Below are 17,344 nucleotides of genomic sequence, written 5' to 3' on the forward strand. Positions count from 1 at the left end.
CCTAGAAAGGGCTGGATCCCGAGCCTGGGTTGCTGTATATTACCGTCAATTTGCCAGAATTTGGGTTTCGTGAAGCCGAAAGGCCCTGCGTCCTAGTGGTAAGTTACTGATTTTTCTCGGTTTCTAACTCTATGGAGGTTGTCTTGAGTCAGCCAGCACTCTTGGTTCTTGGGGATGGAACCGTCTTCAAAGGTACGTCGATCGGCGCACCGGGAAAGACGGTCGGTGAAGTGGTTTTTAATACGTCTATGACGGGTTATCAAGAAATTCTCACCGATCCTTCCTATTCTCAACAGATTGTTACTCTCACCTATCCCCACATTGGCAATACCGGCACCAACGCCGAAGACGAAGAATCCTCCACCATCTGGGCCAAGGGCCTGGTGATCCGCGACCTTCCCCTGGTTGCCTCCAATTTCCGTAATACCCAGTCCCTGTCGGACTACCTCAAGGCCAACAACATCGTGGCCATCGCCGACATCGATACCCGCAAGCTGACCCGCATCCTCCGTGAGAAGGGCGCCCAGAACGGCTGTATCATCACGGGCGACGCCAACGTGGCCGACGCCGAGGCGCTGATCCGCGACTTCCCCGGCCTCAAGGGCATGGATCTGGCCAAGGTGGTCTGCACCAAGGAAGCCTACAGCTGGACCGCCGGCAGCTGGCAGCTGGGCGAAGGCCACAAGGTCTATGGCGACGACCACTTCAAGTACCACGTGGTGGCCTACGACTTCGGCGTCAAGCGCAACATACTGCGCATGCTGGCCGACCGCGGCTGCAAGCTGACCGTGGTGCCGGCCGAGACCCCGGCCAGCACCGTGCTGGCCATGAATCCGGACGGCATCTTCCTGTCCAACGGTCCCGGCGACCCCGAGCCCTGCACCTACGCCATCGAGGCCATCCAGGCCTTCCTGGAAACCGATATCCCCGTATTCGGCATCTGCCTGGGGCACCAGCTGCTGGCCCTGGCCAGTGGCGCCAAGACCGTGAAGATGAAGTTCGGCCACCACGGCGGCAACCACCCGGTCAAGGATCTGGACCGGGACGTGGTGATGATCACCGCCCAGAACCACGGTTTCGCCGTGGACGAGGACAGCCTGCCGGCCAACCTGCGCGCCACCCACAAGTCGCTGTTCGACGCCAGCCTGCAGGGCATCCACCGCACCGACAAACCGGCGTTCTCCTTCCAGGGGCACCCGGAAGCCAGCCCGGGTCCGCACGACGCGGCGCCTCTTTTCGACCATTTCATCGAGCTGATGTCTGAGCGGGGATAAGTCATGCCAAAACGTAACGATCTGAAAAGCATCCTGATCCTGGGCGCCGGCCCCATCGTCATCGGCCAGGCCTGTGAATTCGACTACTCCGGCACCCAGGCCTGCAAGGCCCTGAAGGAAGAGGGTTACCGGGTGATCCTGGTCAACTCCAACCCGGCCACCATCATGACCGATCCGGAGATCGCCGACGCCACCTACATCGAGCCCATCCACTGGGAAGTGGTGGCCAAGATCATCGAGAAGGAGCGCCCGGACGCCGTGCTGCCCACCATGGGTGGCCAGACCGCGCTGAACTGCGCCCTGGATCTGAACAAGCACGGCGTGCTGGACAAGTACGGCGTGGAGATGATCGGCGCCACCGCCGACGCCATCGACAAGGCCGAGGACCGCGAGCGCTTCGTGGAGGCCATGGCCAACATCAACCTGGAAGTGCCCCGCGCCCGCATCGCCCATTCCTGGGAAGACTGCGAGGACGTGCTGGACGACATCGGCCTGCCCTGTATCATCCGTCCCAGCTTCACCATGGGCGGCACCGGCGGCGGTATCGCCTACAACAAGGAAGAATTCGAAGAGATCTGCCGCCGCGGCCTGGATCTCAGCCCCACCAATGAGCTGCTCATCGACGAGAGCCTCATCGGCTGGAAGGAATACGAGATGGAGGTGGTGCGCGACAAGAACGACAACGCCATCATCGTCTGTTCCATCGAAAACCTGGATCCCATGGGCATCCACACCGGTGACTCCATCACGGTGGCGCCGGCCCAGACCCTGACCGACAAGGAATACCAGATCATGCGTAACGCCTCCCTGGCGGTGCTGCGCGAGATCGGTGTCGAGACCGGCGGCTCCAACGTCCAGTTCGGCGTCTGCCCCAAGACCGGCCGCCTGGTGGTCATCGAGATGAACCCGCGGGTGTCCCGCTCCTCCGCCCTGGCCTCCAAGGCCACCGGCTTCCCCATCGCCAAGGTGGCGGCCAAGCTGGCGGTCGGCTATACGCTGGACGAGCTGATGAACGACATCACCGGCGGCGCCACCCCGGCCTCCTTCGAGCCGTCCATCGACTACGTGGTCACCAAGATCCCGCGCTTCAACTTCGAGAAGTTCGCCGGCGCCAACGATCGCCTGACCACCCAGATGAAGTCCGTGGGCGAGGTCATGGCCATGGGCCGTAACCAGCAGGAGTCCCTGCAGAAGGCCCTGCGCGGCCTGGAAGTGGGTGCCACCGGCTTCGATCCCATCCTGGATCTGGACGACCCCGAGGCGCTGTCCATCCTGCGCCGGGAGCTCAAGGAAGCCGGTGCCGAGCGCATCTGGTACCTGGCCGATGCCTTCAGGGCCGGCATGAGCGTGGACGGCGTCTTCAACCTCACCAACATCGACCCCTGGTTCCTGGTGCAGATCGAGGACATCGTCAAGCTGGAGAAAGAGGTGGCCGAGCGCGGCCTGGCCGGCCTGGACGCCGACTTCCTGCGTGGCCTCAAGCGCAAGGGCTTCTCTGACGCCCGCCTGGCCGCCATCCTCGGCGTATCCGAGTCCGAGGTGCGCAAGATCCGCCACAACAACGCCATCTTCCCGGTCTACAAGCGGGTCGATACCTGTGCGGCGGAATTCTCCACCTCCACCGCCTACATGTACTCCAGCTACGACGAGGAGTGCGAGGCCCAGCCGTCCGCCAAGGACAAGATCATGGTCATCGGCGGTGGCCCGAACCGCATCGGCCAGGGCATCGAGTTCGACTACTGCTGCGTGCACGCGGCCCTGGCCATGCGCGAAGACGGTTACGAGACCATCATGGTCAACTGCAACCCCGAGACGGTGTCCACCGACTACGACACCTCCGACCGCCTCTATTTCGAGCCGGTGACCCTGGAGGACGTGCTGGAAATCGTCCGCGTCGAGCAGCCCAAGGGCGTCATCGTCCAGTACGGCGGCCAGACGCCGCTGAAACTGGCCCGCGACCTGGAAGCGGCCGGCGTGCCCATCATCGGCACCAGCCCGGACGCCATCGACCGCTCCGAGGACCGCGAGCGCTTCCAGCAGGCCGTGGAGCGCCTGGGCCTGAAACAGCCCAAGAACGCCACCGTCACCACCATGGAAGAGGCCATTGCCCAGTCCCGGGAGATCGGCTTCCCGCTGGTGGTGCGTCCCTCCTACGTGCTGGGCGGCCGCGCCATGGAAATCGTCTACGACGAGAACGACCTCAGGCGCTACCTCAACGAGGCGGTGAAGGTCTCCAACGACAGCCCGGTGCTGCTGGACCGCTTCCTGGACGACGCCGTGGAAGTGGACGTGGACGCCATCTGCGACGGCAAGGACGTGCTGATCGGCGGCATCATGGAGCACATCGAGCAGGCCGGCGTGCACTCCGGCGACTCCGGCTGCTCCCTGCCGCCCTACACCCTGAGCCAGGACGTGCAGGAGCGCATGCGTGAGCAGGCCCGCAAGCTGGCCTACGAGCTCAACGTCATCGGCCTGATGAACATCCAGTTCGCGGTGAAGGACGACGAAATCTACCTCATCGAGGTCAACCCCCGCGCCTCCCGTACCGTGCCCTTCGTCTCCAAGGCCACCGGCCTGCCCCTGGCCAAGATCGCCGCCCGGGTCATGGCCGGCCAGTCCCTGGCCGAGCAGGGCGTGACACAGGAAGTGATCCCGCCCTACTACAGCGTCAAGGAGCCGGTGCTGCCCTTCGCCAAGTTCCCCGGCGTCGACCCCCTGCTGGGGCCGGAGATGCGCAGCACGGGTGAGGTCATGGGCGTGGGCGCCACCTTCGCCGAGGCCTACGGCAAGGCCCAGCTGGGCGCCGCCAAGACCGCGCCCAAGGGCGGCCGGGCGCTGCTGTCGGTGCGCAACGCCGACAAGGCCAGGGCCGTGGATCTGGCCTCCCGCCTCATCGAGCTGGGCTACGAGCTGGACGCCACCCACGGCACCGCCGTGGCCCTGGGCGAGGCCGGCATCAACCCGCGCCTGGTGAACAAGGTGCACGAGGGTCGTCCCCATATCCTCGACCGCATCAAGAACGGCGAGTACAGCTACATCGTCAACACCACCGAGGGCCGCCAGGCCATCGAGGACTCCAAGGTACTGCGCCGTGGCGCCCTGGCGGAGAAGGTGAACTACACCACCACCATGAACGCCGCCTTCGCCACCTGCATGTCCCAGACGGTGTCCGACCGTGACAACGTCATCTCGGTGCAGGAGATGCACGAGAAGGCGTTGTAAGTACGAGCCGAATGTTCTGAAAAGCCCCGCTGTCGCGGGGCTTTTTTATGTTTGGTGGCAGCCGTCCATGGCGGCCGGTAGCGGCGCTTTCTATGGCCGGTTTTCAAAAGCTGAGCTTTTACTCAAGTCTGGTGGCCGTGTCGTCGTCATGCCTGAGCCAGCTTTTTTTCTTCTTAAAAATTTCAATCACTTGTAACACTGGTTGGCCAGGCTTTCCTAAGTCATCAGAGCAAAGGAAAGCGTCAAATGGACTCCAAACAGGTTGCCGTGATCACCGGCGCCAACGGCGGCATAGGTACCGCCATCTGCCAGCAGCTGCACGACAGCGGTTACCGGGTTGCCGCCCTGTGCCGTCCCTCCGAGAAGGCCAGGGTCTGGGCCGAAAGGATGGCCGAGCAGGACCTGGATCTCAGGGGTTACCACGCCGACATCCGCGATCTGGACGGCGTCCAGAGCGCCATGGCCGTCATCGAACAGGAGCTGGGGCCCATCGCCGTGCTGGTCAACAATGCCGGCATCACCCGCGACGGCACCCTGCGCAAGATGGACCCCAAGGACTGGCAGGACGTGGTCGACACCAACCTCACCGGCGCCTTCAACCTGTGCCGGGCCGTGGTGCCGCTGATGCTGGAGCGGGAGTACGGCCGCATCATCAACATCAGCTCGGTCAACGGCGAGAAGGGCCAGCTGGGCCAGACCAACTATGCCGCCACCAAGGCCGGCCTCCATGGCCTGACCATGTCCCTGGCCCAGGAGCTGGCCCGCAAGGGCATCACCGTCAACACCATTTCCCCCGGCTATATCGCCACCGACATGGTGATGCAGGTGCCGGCGGAGATCCGCGCCATGATCATCAAGCAGATCCCGGTGGGCCGCCTTGGCGAGCCGGCGGAGATCGCCCGCATCGTCGACTTCCTGGCCGACCGCCAGGCCGGCTTCATCACAGGTTCCAACATCTCCGCCAATGGCGGCCAACACATGCACTATTAGGAGAATCCCATGTTCCAGGAATGGATCCGTCAAGCCAACGCCCAGCAGCAGGAAATGATGAAGCCCATGGCCCGTATCAACGAGGTCCTGGTCAGCAACATGGAGAAGCTGACCAGCCACCAGATCAACGCCATGGGCCATTACGCCGAGCAGCAGTACAGCTTCATGAAGAAGCTCAACGAGGCTTCCGCCAAGGGCGACATGGCCGAACTGGGCCAGGCCCAGATGAGCCAGCTGGCCGAGCTGAACCGCCGCTTCCTGCAGGACTGCAAGGCCATGATGGCGCTGTCCGAGAGCTTCCGTAAGGACTTCAACGGCATCTTCGTCGAACTCGCCAAGCAAGAGGAAAAGGCCTGAGATGATGGCTGAAAACCCCTGGGAGCGGTGCCTGGCACCGCTCTTCCAGATGACCCAGAAATGGCTGCAGGCCTGCGCCGACGAACCCCAGGCCTTCTGGGGCGCCGCCGGCGACTGGTGGCAGGGGCAGATGCAGCTGTGGAACCAGAGCATGGAAAGCCTGGGCCAGGGCGACTTCCAGGCCGGCTTCGGCCAGTACCTGGGCCAGAGCCATCAGCTGCTGCAGCAGTATTGGCTGCGCGGCATAGAGGCCCTGGAAGGGCTGGACGAGACGGAAAAGCGCCAGTTTGCCTTCTGGGTACGGCAATACCTGCAGCTCTGGGATCCCCAGCATCAGGCATGGGCCAACCCCAAGGTGATGGAGCGGACCCTCAAGGAAGACGGCCAGAACCTGCTGCGGGGCTTCGAAAAGCTGTGCAGCGATCTCAGGGACAGCCCCCTGGGCCTGAACGTGCCCCTGGGTGACCTTGGTGCCTTCGAGCTGGGCCGGGATCTGGCCAGCACCCAAGGCCAGGTGGTCAGGGAAACGCCGCTCTTCCAGCTGATCCAGTACGCGCCCAGCACCGAGCAGGTGCGGCAGACGCCCATCCTCATGGTGCCGCCCTGCATCAACAAGTACTACGTGCTGGATCTGCGGCCCGAGAATTCCTTTATCCGCCACCTGGTGGATGCCGGCTTCACCGTCTACCTGATGTCCTGGGTCAATCCCGACAGCGCCCTGCGCGACAAGGGCATGGAAGACTATGTGCTGTCGGTGGTGGAGGCCAGCGGCTGGGTCAGGGATCTGGCCGGCAGCAAGCAGCTGCACGGGGTGGGCTATTGCGTCGGCGGTACCCTGCTGGCCATGGCCGCCGCCTGGCAGGCCGCCAGGGGGACCAAGCGCCTGGCCAGCCTGAGCCTGATGACCACCTTGCTGGATTTCAGCGACCCCGGCGAGCCCGGCATGCTGTTGTCGCCGGCGCTCATCGACGGCCTGTTGGAGGTGGTGGACAGCCACGGCCTCATGGACGGACGCATGATGGCACTGGGCTTTTCCCTGCTCAGGGAAAAGGAGCTGTACTGGCCCGCCTATGTGCAGCAGTACCTGCTGGGCGAGAAGCCGCCGGCCTTCGATCTGCTGGCCTGGAACTCGGACGCCACCCACCTGCCGGCCCGTTTCTACCGGGACTACCTGGGTGGCACCTACAGGGACAACCTGCTGGCCGAGCCCGGCGCCTGGCGCCTGGGCGGCCAGCGCCTGGATCTGTCGCGGATCAAGGTGCCGGCCTATGTGCTGGCCACCGAGAAGGACCATATCGTGCCCTGGCACGGTGCCATGGACTCGGCCAGGCTGCTGGGTTCTTCGTCCGTGCGCCGGGTGCTGAGCAGCTCCGGCCATGTGGCCGGGGTGATCAACCCGCCGGCCCGGCAGAAGTACGGCTACCGGATCCTGGACGAAAACCTGGCCGCCACGGACAAGCAGGATGGCTCCTGGTGGCCGGACTGGTACCAATGGCTGGCGGCACTGGACTCCAAGCTGGTGCCGGCCCGGCCACTGCCGCCGGGTATAGAGCCGGCGCCGGGCCGCTATGTCAGGAAGCGGCCGTAATGAAAAAGCCCCACCAAGGTGGGGCCTTTTACATACGGGCAGGGTGGTTGCCGTTCGCCCTTGGGCCTTACTGCTCTTCAACCAGGGGGATCAGTTCGATCTCCACCCGGCGGTTCCTGGCGCGGCCATCGGCGGTGGCGTTGCTGGCGATGGGCCTGGTCTCACCGAAGCCGGTGGTGTGGATCCGCTCGGCCATGACACCGCGGCGGACCATGTAGCCGCGCACCGAGTCGGCCCGGTTTTCCGACAGGGTCTGGTTGTAGGTGGCGGCACCCGTGCTGTCGGTGTGGCCGGCGATTTCGATCATGGTCTTGTTGTAACGACGCAGGGTGTCGGACAGGTCGTTGAGGATGGCGTGGAACTCGGGCTTCACCTCGGAGCGGTTGACGTCGAAGGTGATGCCGTCGGGCAGGGTCAGCAGCAGGTTGTCGCCCTGGCGCTCCACGTCGATACCGGTGCCGGCGGTCTGCTGGCGCAGTTCCTTTTCCTGCTTGTCCATGTAGTTGCCGACGGCGGCACCGGCCAGGGCGCCGATGGCGGCACCCACTATGGCCCTGTCCCTGTGGTGGCTGCCGGTGGATTTACCCAGTACGGCACCGGCGATGGCACCTATGGTGGCGCCGGTGGCGGTCTTGTTGGTGGTGCGTTCACCCGTGTTGGGGTCGACGGTGGTACAGCCGGCCAGGGCCAGGGTGCCGGCCAGGGCCAGGGTAAGTGCGTTGCGGGATGTCGCTTTCATGGGTACAGATCTCCCTCTAGTCCATGGGACGAGTCTAAACAGAGGGTAGCCAAGGGCAAAGCCCCTGTCCTGGTCTGGTTCAGTGAAAATTCAGTGAGTTCTGATGTGGATGGCGGGGTGCAGATCGATCTCGCCGGAGGCATCCACCGTGATGTAGTTGCCGTCATGGCTGAGGATGGCCAAAGGGCAGTAGACGGCGTTGCGAACGAACAGCAGCTGGGCGCCGACCTTCATCAGGGCGTAGACGGCGTCGAGCTGCGGCTCGTCGAGCAGGTCGAAGTTGTCCCTGAGTGAGCGGCTTTCCCGGCGGCGTTCCGATTGGCCGTTATGCGTGGTGGCTGGCACTGGCGTGACTCCAAAGGCTGTTCAAAGCAAGTGTAGCCCCAGTTCCAGACCCGTCTCGCCGTGGAGGTGATCAGTTTCGCCTTTTTGCGTAAAATGTCCTGAATAACGCTATCAGACCTGATGCCGCCCCCGGTGGCATCGGGCTTTTTGTTGCCTCTGGAGACGCTATGAATCCCATTCCCATGACCGCGCAAGGTGCCGAGCAGCTGCGGGAAGAGCTGAAGCACCTCAAGTCCGTGCTTCGTCCCCAGATCATCGAAGCCATTGCCACGGCACGTGAGCTGGGTGATCTGAAGGAAAACGCCGAGTACCATGCCGCCCGCGAGCAGCAGGGCTTCTGTGAAGGCCGCATCCAGGAGATCGAGGCCAAGCTGTCCAACGCCCAGATCATCGATGTCACCAAGCTGGCCAACAACGGCAAGGTGATTTTCGGTGCCACAGTGACCATGCTGAACCTGGAAACCGATGAGGAAGTGACCTACCGCATCGTCGGCGACGACGAAGCCGACATCAAGCAGCACCTGATCTCGGTCAGCTCGCCCATCGCCCGGGCCATGGTCGGCAAGGAGCTGGACGATCTGGTGCAGGTGCAGACCCCGTCCGGCATCAAGGAATACGAAGTGGTCGAGGTCCAGTACCTCTGACGGCCAAGGGCAAAAAGAAAGCCGCCTCGGGGGCGGCTTTCTTTATCGGGGCAAGCTGATGACAGGCTCCTCGGCGGGCCGGTAGAAGACCAGGATGTGACCTATGACCTGGACCTGGGCGGCGCCCAGCTCCTTGGCGATGGTCTCATAGATGGCCATCTTCAGTTCCCGGTCACGGGTGGCGGCCTTCACCTTGATCAGCTCATGGTGTGACAGTGCCTGGTCGATCTCGGCAAGCACACCCTCGGTCAGGCCATTGGCGCCCAGCAGCACCACCGGCTTGAGCGAATGGGCCTGCCCCTTGAGAAATTGCCTTTGTTTCGGCGTCAGCTCCATGATTCACGCTCTGTTGGGTTGAAAAGCCGAATTTTATCGCCATTTACCTAAGAATACGAATACCCGCGAGGCTCTGATGGGTAAAAAGAAGCGCTCGGCCAGTTCAAGACGCTGGTTGAAAGAGCATTTTGATGACAGATTCGTGCAGGAGGCCCAGAAGAAGGGCCTGCGCTCCCGTGCCGTGTTCAAGCTCGAGGAGATCCAGCTGCGCGACAAGCTGCTCCGTCCCGGCATGACGGTGGTGGACCTGGGGGCGGCCCCTGGCGGCTGGTCCCAGTACGCCACCGAGATCGTCGGCGACAAGGGCAGGGTGATCGCCTGTGACATCCTGCCCATGGATTCCCTGCCCGGGGTCGACTTCCTGCAGGGCGACTTCCGCGACGAAGCGGTGCTCAACGCCCTGCTGGAGCGGGTCGGCGGCCAGCAGGTGGACGTGGTCATGTCCGACATGGCGCCAAACATGAGCGGCACCAAGGACGTGGACCAGCCAAGGGCCATGTACCTGGTGGAGCTGGCCCTGGACATGTGCCACCAGGTGCTGGGACGAAACGGCAGTTTCGTGGTCAAAGTGTTTCAGGGGGAAGGCTTTGACGAGTACCTGCGCGATGTGCGCCAGGCGTTCACCACGGTGCGGATCCGCAAGCCGGATTCGTCCAGGCCCCGGTCCCGGGAGGTATACATTGTGGCTACAGGCTACAAGATATAGTACGCTGGCCCCGACCTGGCGCCCACTGCGTTAAGAGGTACTTAACTTGAGCGATATGGCGAAAAATCTCATTCTCTGGCTGGTCATTGCCGTGGTGCTGATGGCCGTGTTCCAGAGCTTCAATGGCCCCGAAAGCGCCGACCGCGGCATGAACTACACCCAGTTCATCGAGGCGGTGGACAAGGGCACCATCCGTGAAGCCCGGGTCAGCCGGGACGGTGTCATCAACGGCGTGCGCAGCGACGGCAGCCGTTTCAACACCGTCATTCCTGGTGGCTACGACAAGGATCTGATCAACCAGCTTTCCAAGAAGGGCGTGCCCACCTGGGGCGTGGAGCCGGAGAAGCCGAGCTTCCTGGCCAACATCTTCGTGTCCTGGTTCCCCATGCTGCTGTTGATCGGCGTCTGGATCTTCTTCATGCGCCAGATGCAGGGCGGTGGCGGCAAGGGCGCCATGTCCTTCGGCAAGTCCAAGGCCCGCCTGCTGTCCGAGGATCAGGTCAAGACCACCTTTGCCGACGTGGCCGGTGTCGACGAGGCCAAGGAGGAAGTGGCCGAGCTGGTGGACTACCTCAAGGACCCCAGCAAGTTCCAGAAGCTGGGCGGCAAGATCCCCAAGGGCGTGCTGATGGTGGGCCCGCCCGGTACCGGTAAGACCCTGCTGGCCAAGGCCATTGCCGGCGAGGCCAAGGTGCCCTTCTTCACCATTTCCGGCTCCGATTTCGTGGAAATGTTCGTGGGCGTGGGTGCCTCCCGGGTCCGCGACATGTTCGAGCAGGCCAAGAAGGCCGCCCCTTGCATCATCTTCATCGACGAGATCGACGCCGTCGGCCGCCAGCGTGGCGCCGGCCTGGGCGGCGGTCACGACGAACGCGAGCAGACCCTCAACCAGATGCTGGTGGAGATGGACGGCTTCGAAGGCAACGAGGGCATCATCGTCATCGCCGCCACCAACAGGCCCGACGTGCTGGATCCGGCCCTGTTGCGTCCCGGCCGCTTCGACCGCCAGGTGGTGGTCGGCCTGCCCGACGTCCGTGGCCGTGAGCACATCCTCAAGGTGCACATGCGCAAGGTGCCCATAGGTGACGATGTCGATCCGGCCGTCATCGCCCGCGGTACCCCCGGCTTCAGCGGTGCCGATCTGGCCAACCTGGTCAACGAGGCCGCTCTGTTCGCCGCCCGCACCAACAAGCGTCTGGTGGGCATGGGCGAATTCGAGAAGGCCAAGGACAAGATCATGATGGGCGCCGAGCGCCGCTCCATGGTGATGACCGAGAAAGAGAAGGAAATGACCGCCTACCACGAGGCCGGCCATGCCATCGTCGGTCGCCTGGTGCCGGAGCACGATCCCGTCTACAAGGTTTCCATCATTCCCCGCGGCCGCGCCCTGGGTGTGACCATGTACCTGCCCGAGCGGGACAGGGTCAGCCACTCCAAGCAGCAGCTGGAGAGCATGATTTCCAGCCTGTTCGGCGGCCGTATCGCTGAGGAAGTCATCTTCGGCAGCGAGATGGTGACCACCGGCGCCTCCAACGACATCGAGCGGGCCACCGACATCGCCCGCAAGATGGTGACCCAGTGGGGCCTGTCCGAGAAGCTGGGGCCGCTGCTCTATACGGAAGAGGACGGCGAGGTGTTCCTGGGTCGCTCCGTGGCCAAGGCCAAGCACATGTCCGACGAGACCGCCCGTATCATCGACGAGGAGGTCAAGCACGTCATCGACCGCAACTATGACCGTGCCCGCCGCATCCTCGAAGACAACATGGATATCCTCCATGCCATGAAGGATGCGCTGATGAAGTACGAGACCATCGACGCCAAGCAGATCGATGACCTCATGGAGCGCCGCGACGTGCGCGAGCCGGCCGACTGGGAGCCGCCCAAGGCCGACGACCAGCCGCCCTCCGCCGGCACTGGCGACAAGCCGCTGGACTCCACCGGCAAGGAAGCGCCTGCCAACTAAGTGAAAAACCCCGAGGCCAGCCTCGGGGTTTTGTTATCAAGCAAGAAGAAAGACCATGAAAGCCACGCCACTGCCCCAGGTCATGGGGATCATCAATGTCACCCCGGACTCCTTTTCCGACGGCGGCCGTTTCCAGGGCCGGGACGCCGCCCTGGCCCAGGCCGAAAGGCTGGTCGCCGAAGGCGCCCACTGGCTGGATATCGGCGGCGAGTCCACCCGCCCCGGTGCCGCCGAGGTCAGCGTCGAAGACGAGCTGGCGCGGGTGATCCCCGTGCTTGAGGCCGTCAAGGCCAGGTTCGACGTCAAGGTGTCCATCGACACCTCCAAGCCCGAGGTGATGGGCGCCGCCCTGGCCGCGGGGGCCGACATGATCAACGACGTGCGCGCCCTGCAGCAGCCCGGTGCCCTGGCGGCGGTGGCGGACAGCGACGCCCTGATCTGCCTGATGCACATGCAGGGCCAGCCCCGCACCATGCAGCAGGCGCCCCAATACCAGGACGTGGTCAAGGAGGTGGCCGCCTTCCTTGGCGAGCGGATCCGCGCCTGCGAGGCGGCCGGCATCGAGCGTCAGCGCTTGCTGCTGGATCCGGGCTTTGGGTTCGGCAAGACCCTGCAGCACAACTACCAGCTGCTCAACCGCCTGCGGGATCTGCGGGTGATGGAGCTGCCGCTGCTGGTGGGACTGTCCCGCAAGTCCATGATCGGCGGCCTTCTGGGCCGGGATACCGATCAGCGCCTGGCCGGCTCCCTGGCCGGCGCCCTCATTGCAGCCCAGCACGGGGCTGATATCATTCGCGTTCATGATGTCCAGGCCACCATGGATGTTCTCAGGGTCTGGCAGGCCACCATCACGGAGTCAGTTTAAGTGAGCAGTCGCAAATATTTCGGTACCGACGGCGTGCGCGGCCGCGTCGGCGAATTTCCCATCACCCCCGAATTTGCCCTCAGGCTGGGCTTTGCCGCCGGCAAGGTGCTGGCGCGCCAGGGCACCAACAAGGTGCTGATCGGCAAGGACACCCGCATCTCCGGCTACATGCTGGAATCGGCCCTGGAGGCGGGCCTGTCCGCCGCCGGCCTGGACATCGAGCTGCTGGGCCCCATGCCGACCCCGGCCGTGGCCTACCTGACCCGGACTTTCAGGGCCGAGGCCGGTATCGTCATCAGCGCCTCCCACAATCCCTACCACGACAACGGCATCAAGTTCTTCTCCGCCGACGGCACCAAGCTGCCGGACGAGGTGGAGCTGGCCATCGAGACCGAACTGGACAAGCCCATGACCGGCATCAGTTCCGAGAAGCTGGGCAAGGCCAGGCGCCTGGACGACGCCGCCGGCCGCTACATCGAATTCTGCAAGTCCAACTTCCCGTCCCAGCTGTCCCTGCGCGGCCTGCGCCTGGTGGTGGACTGCGCCCATGGCGCCACCTACCACATAGCCCCGGCGGTACTGCGTGAGCTGGGCGCCGAGGTGATCCCCATGGGCGTGGCCCCGGATGGCTTCAACATCAACGATGGCGTCGGCGCCACCGACACCAAGGCCATGGCCGCCAAGGTGGTGGAGCTGCGCGCCGACATGGGCATCGCCCTGGACGGTGACGGCGACCGCCTGATGATGGTGGATCACCAAGGAAAACTGGTCGACGGCGACCAGCTGATCTTCATCATCGCCAAGCATCTGCACGACAGGGGCGAGCTGGTCGGCGGCGTGGTCGGTACCCTGATGTCCAACCTGGGCATGGAGGTGGCCCTCAAGGCCCTGGGTATCGACTTCGTCCGTGCCAAGGTCGGCGACCGCTATGTGCTGGAGCTGCTGAAGAAACATGGCTGGCAACTGGGGGGCGAGTCCTCCGGGCACATCATCAGCCTGGATCACACCACCACAGGTGACGGCGTGGTGGCGGCCCTGCAGGTGCTGGCGGCGGTGATCCAGTCCGGCCACAAGCTGGCCGAGCTGGCGGCGGCCATGCCCAAGTATCCCCAGAAGCTGATCAATGTCCGTTTCCAGAAGGGCCAGGATCCGCTGGCCGCCGAGCCGGTCAAGACTGTGGTGGCCGAGGTGGAATTGGAGCTGGGCGAGGCGGGCCGGGTGCTGCTCAGGAAATCCGGTACCGAGCCGCTGATCCGGGTGATGGTGGAAGGCCGCGATGCCCAGCAGGTCAACGACTGCGCCGAGCGCATCGCTGGACAGGTGCAGGCGGCTGCCCAATAAATCGGCACTTGAAAGGGAAATGCGGCTTTTTCCGCATTTCCCCCTTGTCAGCCTGGGGGGCATTCGATAGTATCTGCCCCGCTTTCAAGGAGTGGCCATGAGGCCTTGTCCTTGACAGTGATTGTCAATCTGAGACAATCAGCGCGCGGCAGGAAAGGCCTGCCGGAGACGGGAAGCTACTGATATGTACGAAGTGTTGTTAGTGGTTTACCTGCTCGTGGCGCTGGCCCTGATCGGTCTGGTGCTTATCCAGCAAGGCAAAGGCGCCGACATGGGTGCGTCCTTTGGAGCAGGGGCCTCAAATACGGTTTTTGGTGCGAGCGGTTCTGGCAATTTCTTGTCACGCTCCACCGCAATAGCGGCGGTTGCCTTTTTTACCCTTAGCCTGGTGCTGGGTAATATGACAGCCAACAGGGCCAAGCCTGATACTGAATGGCAAAACCTGGAACAGCCTGCTGTAGAAGAAGTACAGCAAGCGCCGCAAGACGGTTCGGACGTTCCGACCAACTAAAGAATTTGCCGAGATGGTGGAATTGGTAGACACGCTATCTTGAGGGGGTAGTGCTCGAAAGGGCGTGCGGGTTCAAGTCCCGCTCTCGGCACCAAGTTCGCATCCTGACTTGAAGTAAAACATCAGGTTAGTTAAGATGCAGGCCAGTTTGGCGCGGGGTGGAGCAGCCTGGTAGCTCGTCGGGCTCATAACCCGAAGGTCGTCGGTTCAAATCCGGCCCCCGCAACCAAATTCTTGTCACACTGTGGCAGGCCCAGACCCCGTGCGGGGTCAGCCGGTTTCCGGCACTCAACTTCTGGTTGATAAAAGCCCCGCATCGCTCGGGGCTTTTTGCTGTCTGTGCCCCGGAAAAGCGATCCGGGGATGGGCTATGCTTAGCGGCGAAGTCTCAGAGGCTGGCGTCGCATGGACTGGGCAATATTGCCCTTTTTTTGTTTGTGAAGGGGGTACTCTTTGGCAAAGCTGGAACACCAATTGACCGACATGCTGCGTCCGGCAGTGGAAGCCCTGGGCTTCGAGCTGCTGGGCATCGAACATATTCGTGCCGGCCGGCACTCCACTGTGCGTCTTTATATCGACCACGAAGACGGCATCACCGTGGACAACTGCGCCGAGGTGAGTCATCAGGTCAGCGCTGTTCTGGATGTCGAAGATCCCATCACCGGTGAATACAACCTGGAAGTGTCCTCACCGGGCTCCGATCGACCCCTGTTCGTGCCGGCCCATTACGAGCGTTTTGTCGGCAATGACATCGAATTCCGCCTTGTCGTTCCCATGGGCGGCCGGCGCAAGTTCAAGGGGCGGCTGGTGACCGTGGAAGGTGACATGATCCGCTTGGCTTATGAAGGCAAGGAAGAGAGTTTCGCCTTCAGCAATATCGAAAAGGCCAACCTGGTTCCCACTTATTGAAATACGGCAAAGGTGTAACGAGGCATCAGTTATGAACAAAGAAATTCTGCTGGTTGTCGATGCGGTTTCCAACGAGAAGGCGGTGCCGCGGGAAAAGATTTTCCAGGCCCTGGAAACGGCCCTGGCGACAGCCACCAAAAAAAAATACGAAGGCGACATCGAAGTGCGCGTTGCCATCGACCGTAAGACCGGCGACTTCGACACCTTCCGCCGCTGGGCCATCGTTGAAGACAGCGATGAAGGCCTGGAGCATCCCTTCCGGGAGATCTCCCTGTCCGCCGCCCGCGCCATGGAAGAGGACGACAACCTGCAGGTCGGCGATTTCGTCGAAGAGCAGATCGCGTCCATCACCTTTGACCGTATCACCACCCAGACCGCCAAGCAGGTCATAGTGCAGAAGGTCCGTGAGGCCGAGCGTGCCCAGGTGGTGGAGCAGTTCGAAGACAGCGTCGGCGAGCTGGTCACCGGCGTGGTCAAGAAGAGCAACCGCGACAGCGTCATCGTCGATCTCGGCAACAATGCCGAAGCCATCCTCTATCGCGACGACATGCTGCCGCGGGAAAGCTTCCGTCCCGGCGACCGCATCCGTGCCCTGCTGTACGCGGTCAAGCCCGAAGCCCGTGGCGCCCAGCTGTTCCTGAGCCGCACCAAGCCGGCCATGCTGACCGAGCTGTTCCGCATCGAGGTGCCGGAAATCGGCGAAGAGCTGATCGAACTCAAGGGCGCCGCCCGCGACCCGGGCAGCCGCGCCAAGATCGCCGTCAAGACCAACGATCGCCGTATCGACCCGGTCGGTGCCTGTGTCGGCATGCGCGGTGCCCGCGTCCAGGCCGTGTCCGGTGAGCTGGATGGCGAACGTGTCGACATCGTGCTGTGGGACGACAACCCGGCCCAGTTCGTCATCAACGCCATGGCGCCGGCCGACGTGGCCAGCATCATCGTCGACGAAGACGCCAACTCCATGGACATCGCCGTGGAAGAGAGCAACCTGGCCCAGGCCATCGGCCGCGGCGGCCAGAACGTGCGCCTGGCCAGCCAGCTGAGCGGCTGGAACCTGAACGTCATGACCGTCGAGGACATGAACAAGAAGCACCAGGCCGAAGCCGAGAAACTCATCGAAGGCTTCAAGGCCAAGCTGGACATCGACGATGATCTGGCCGGCCTGCTGGTGGAAGAAGGTTTCTCCACCCTGGAAGAAATCGCCTACGTGCCTGTTGCCGAATTCATGGAAATCGACGGCATGGACGAGGACCTGGTCGAAGAGCTGCGCAGCCGTGCCAAGGCGGCACTGACCACCGCAGCCCTGGCCACCGAAGAGTCTCTGGAAGGCGCCGAGCCGTCCGAAGACCTACTGAATCTGGAAGGCCTGGAACGTCACCTGGCCTTCGTCCTGGCCAGCAAGGGGATTGCCACCCTGGAAGATCTGGCCGAGCAAGGTATCGACGACCTCGCCGACATCGAAGAACTGGATGAAGAGAAAGCCGGTGAGCTGATCATGGCCGCCCGCAACATCTGCTGGTTCGGCGATGAGAGCGAGGCATAAACGGGATCAAA

16 protein-coding genes and 2 tRNA genes are annotated in these 17,344 nt (G+C 63.1%); 15 read left to right on the plus strand and 3 right to left on the minus strand.

The genetic code is table 11. From position 1 onward, the window contains the following. Positions 1-143 precede the first annotated feature (143 nt). The 5 genes from carA to WDB71_RS04040 all read left to right on the plus strand — a co-directional run bounded on the left by carA (position 144) and on the right by WDB71_RS04040 (position 7,431). Entirely contained in the window at positions 144-1,274 is a 1,131-nt protein-coding gene (carA, locus tag WDB71_RS04020) for a glutamine-hydrolyzing carbamoyl-phosphate synthase small subunit (protein WP_341503352.1), read from the plus strand. Between the two features lie 3 nt (positions 1,275-1,277). Then, positions 1,278-4,496, plus strand: coding sequence for a carbamoyl-phosphate synthase large subunit (carB, locus tag WDB71_RS04025; RefSeq protein ID WP_341503354.1), 3,219 nt, complete (start codon positions 1,278-1,280; stop codon positions 4,494-4,496). Between the two features lie 246 nt (positions 4,497-4,742). After that, positions 4,743-5,486: an acetoacetyl-CoA reductase gene (gene phbB / locus WDB71_RS04030; RefSeq protein WP_341503355.1), complete on the plus strand. Its 744-nt coding sequence runs from the start codon at positions 4,743-4,745 to the stop codon at positions 5,484-5,486. A gap of 9 nt (positions 5,487-5,495) precedes the next feature. Further along, complete coding sequence (locus tag WDB71_RS04035; RefSeq protein WP_341503356.1) at positions 5,496-5,843, plus strand: phasin family protein; 348 nt, start codon at positions 5,496-5,498, stop codon at positions 5,841-5,843. Between the two features lies 1 nt (position 5,844). Further along, complete coding sequence (locus WDB71_RS04040; protein WP_341503358.1) at positions 5,845-7,431, plus strand: alpha/beta fold hydrolase; 1,587 nt, start codon at positions 5,845-5,847, stop codon at positions 7,429-7,431. 67 nt (positions 7,432-7,498) lie between these two features. Here WDB71_RS04040 and WDB71_RS04045 read toward each other — a convergent pair whose 3' ends face one another. Together WDB71_RS04045 and WDB71_RS04050 are read right to left on the minus strand one after the other, a co-directional pair. Further along, positions 7,499-8,170 (minus strand): OmpA family protein, encoded by a 672-nt coding sequence (locus WDB71_RS04045; protein ID WP_341503359.1) that lies wholly within the window; start codon positions 8,168-8,170, stop codon positions 7,499-7,501. A 90-nt stretch (positions 8,171-8,260) separates the two neighbouring features. Then, positions 8,261-8,515: a hypothetical protein gene (locus tag WDB71_RS04050; protein WP_341503360.1), complete on the minus strand. Its 255-nt coding sequence runs from the start codon at positions 8,513-8,515 to the stop codon at positions 8,261-8,263. 167 nt (positions 8,516-8,682) lie between these two features. On the opposite strand from WDB71_RS04050, the gene greA reads away from it, so the two are divergent. After that, positions 8,683-9,159 (plus strand): transcription elongation factor GreA, encoded by a 477-nt coding sequence (greA, locus tag WDB71_RS04055; RefSeq protein WP_341503361.1) that lies wholly within the window; start codon positions 8,683-8,685, stop codon positions 9,157-9,159. 42 nt (positions 9,160-9,201) lie between these two features. On the opposite strand, the gene yhbY is transcribed toward greA, so the two are convergent. Beyond that, positions 9,202-9,495: a ribosome assembly RNA-binding protein YhbY gene (gene yhbY, locus WDB71_RS04060; protein ID WP_341503362.1), complete on the minus strand. Its 294-nt coding sequence runs from the start codon at positions 9,493-9,495 to the stop codon at positions 9,202-9,204. A gap of 76 nt (positions 9,496-9,571) precedes the next feature. Here yhbY and rlmE point away from each other — a divergent pair, with 76 nt between their 5' ends. From rlmE to nusA, 9 genes are all read left to right on the plus strand, one after another. Next, positions 9,572-10,201, plus strand: a complete 630-nt coding sequence (rlmE, locus tag WDB71_RS04065; protein ID WP_341503363.1) for a 23S rRNA (uridine(2552)-2'-O)-methyltransferase RlmE — start codon at positions 9,572-9,574, stop codon at positions 10,199-10,201. A gap of 46 nt (positions 10,202-10,247) precedes the next feature. Further along, positions 10,248-12,164 (plus strand): ATP-dependent zinc metalloprotease FtsH, encoded by a 1,917-nt coding sequence (gene ftsH, locus WDB71_RS04070; protein WP_341503364.1) that lies wholly within the window; start codon positions 10,248-10,250, stop codon positions 12,162-12,164. Between the two features lie 55 nt (positions 12,165-12,219). Then, positions 12,220-13,029, plus strand: a complete 810-nt coding sequence (folP, locus tag WDB71_RS04075) for a dihydropteroate synthase (RefSeq protein WP_341503365.1) — start codon at positions 12,220-12,222, stop codon at positions 13,027-13,029. Further along, positions 13,030-14,370, plus strand: a complete 1,341-nt coding sequence (gene glmM, locus WDB71_RS04080) for a phosphoglucosamine mutase (protein WP_341503367.1) — start codon at positions 13,030-13,032, stop codon at positions 14,368-14,370. Positions 14,371-14,554: 184 nt separating this feature from the next. Next, complete coding sequence (gene secG / locus WDB71_RS04085; protein ID WP_341503368.1) at positions 14,555-14,881, plus strand: preprotein translocase subunit SecG; 327 nt, start codon at positions 14,555-14,557, stop codon at positions 14,879-14,881. Between the two features lie 7 nt (positions 14,882-14,888). Further along, a tRNA-Leu gene (locus WDB71_RS04090) sits at positions 14,889-14,975 on the plus strand. 58 nt (positions 14,976-15,033) lie between these two features. After that, a tRNA-Met gene (locus WDB71_RS04095) sits at positions 15,034-15,110 on the plus strand. A 224-nt stretch (positions 15,111-15,334) separates the two neighbouring features. After that, complete coding sequence (gene rimP, locus WDB71_RS04100) at positions 15,335-15,790, plus strand: ribosome maturation factor RimP (RefSeq protein ID WP_341503369.1); 456 nt, start codon at positions 15,335-15,337, stop codon at positions 15,788-15,790. Between the two features lie 31 nt (positions 15,791-15,821). Next, positions 15,822-17,333, plus strand: coding sequence for a transcription termination factor NusA (gene nusA, locus WDB71_RS04105; protein WP_341503370.1), 1,512 nt, complete (start codon positions 15,822-15,824; stop codon positions 17,331-17,333). Positions 17,334-17,344: the final 11 nt, after the last annotated feature.

Source organism: Gallaecimonas sp. GXIMD4217 (assembly GCF_038087665.1).
Taxonomy (GTDB): Bacteria; Pseudomonadota; Gammaproteobacteria; order Enterobacterales; family Gallaecimonadaceae; genus Gallaecimonas.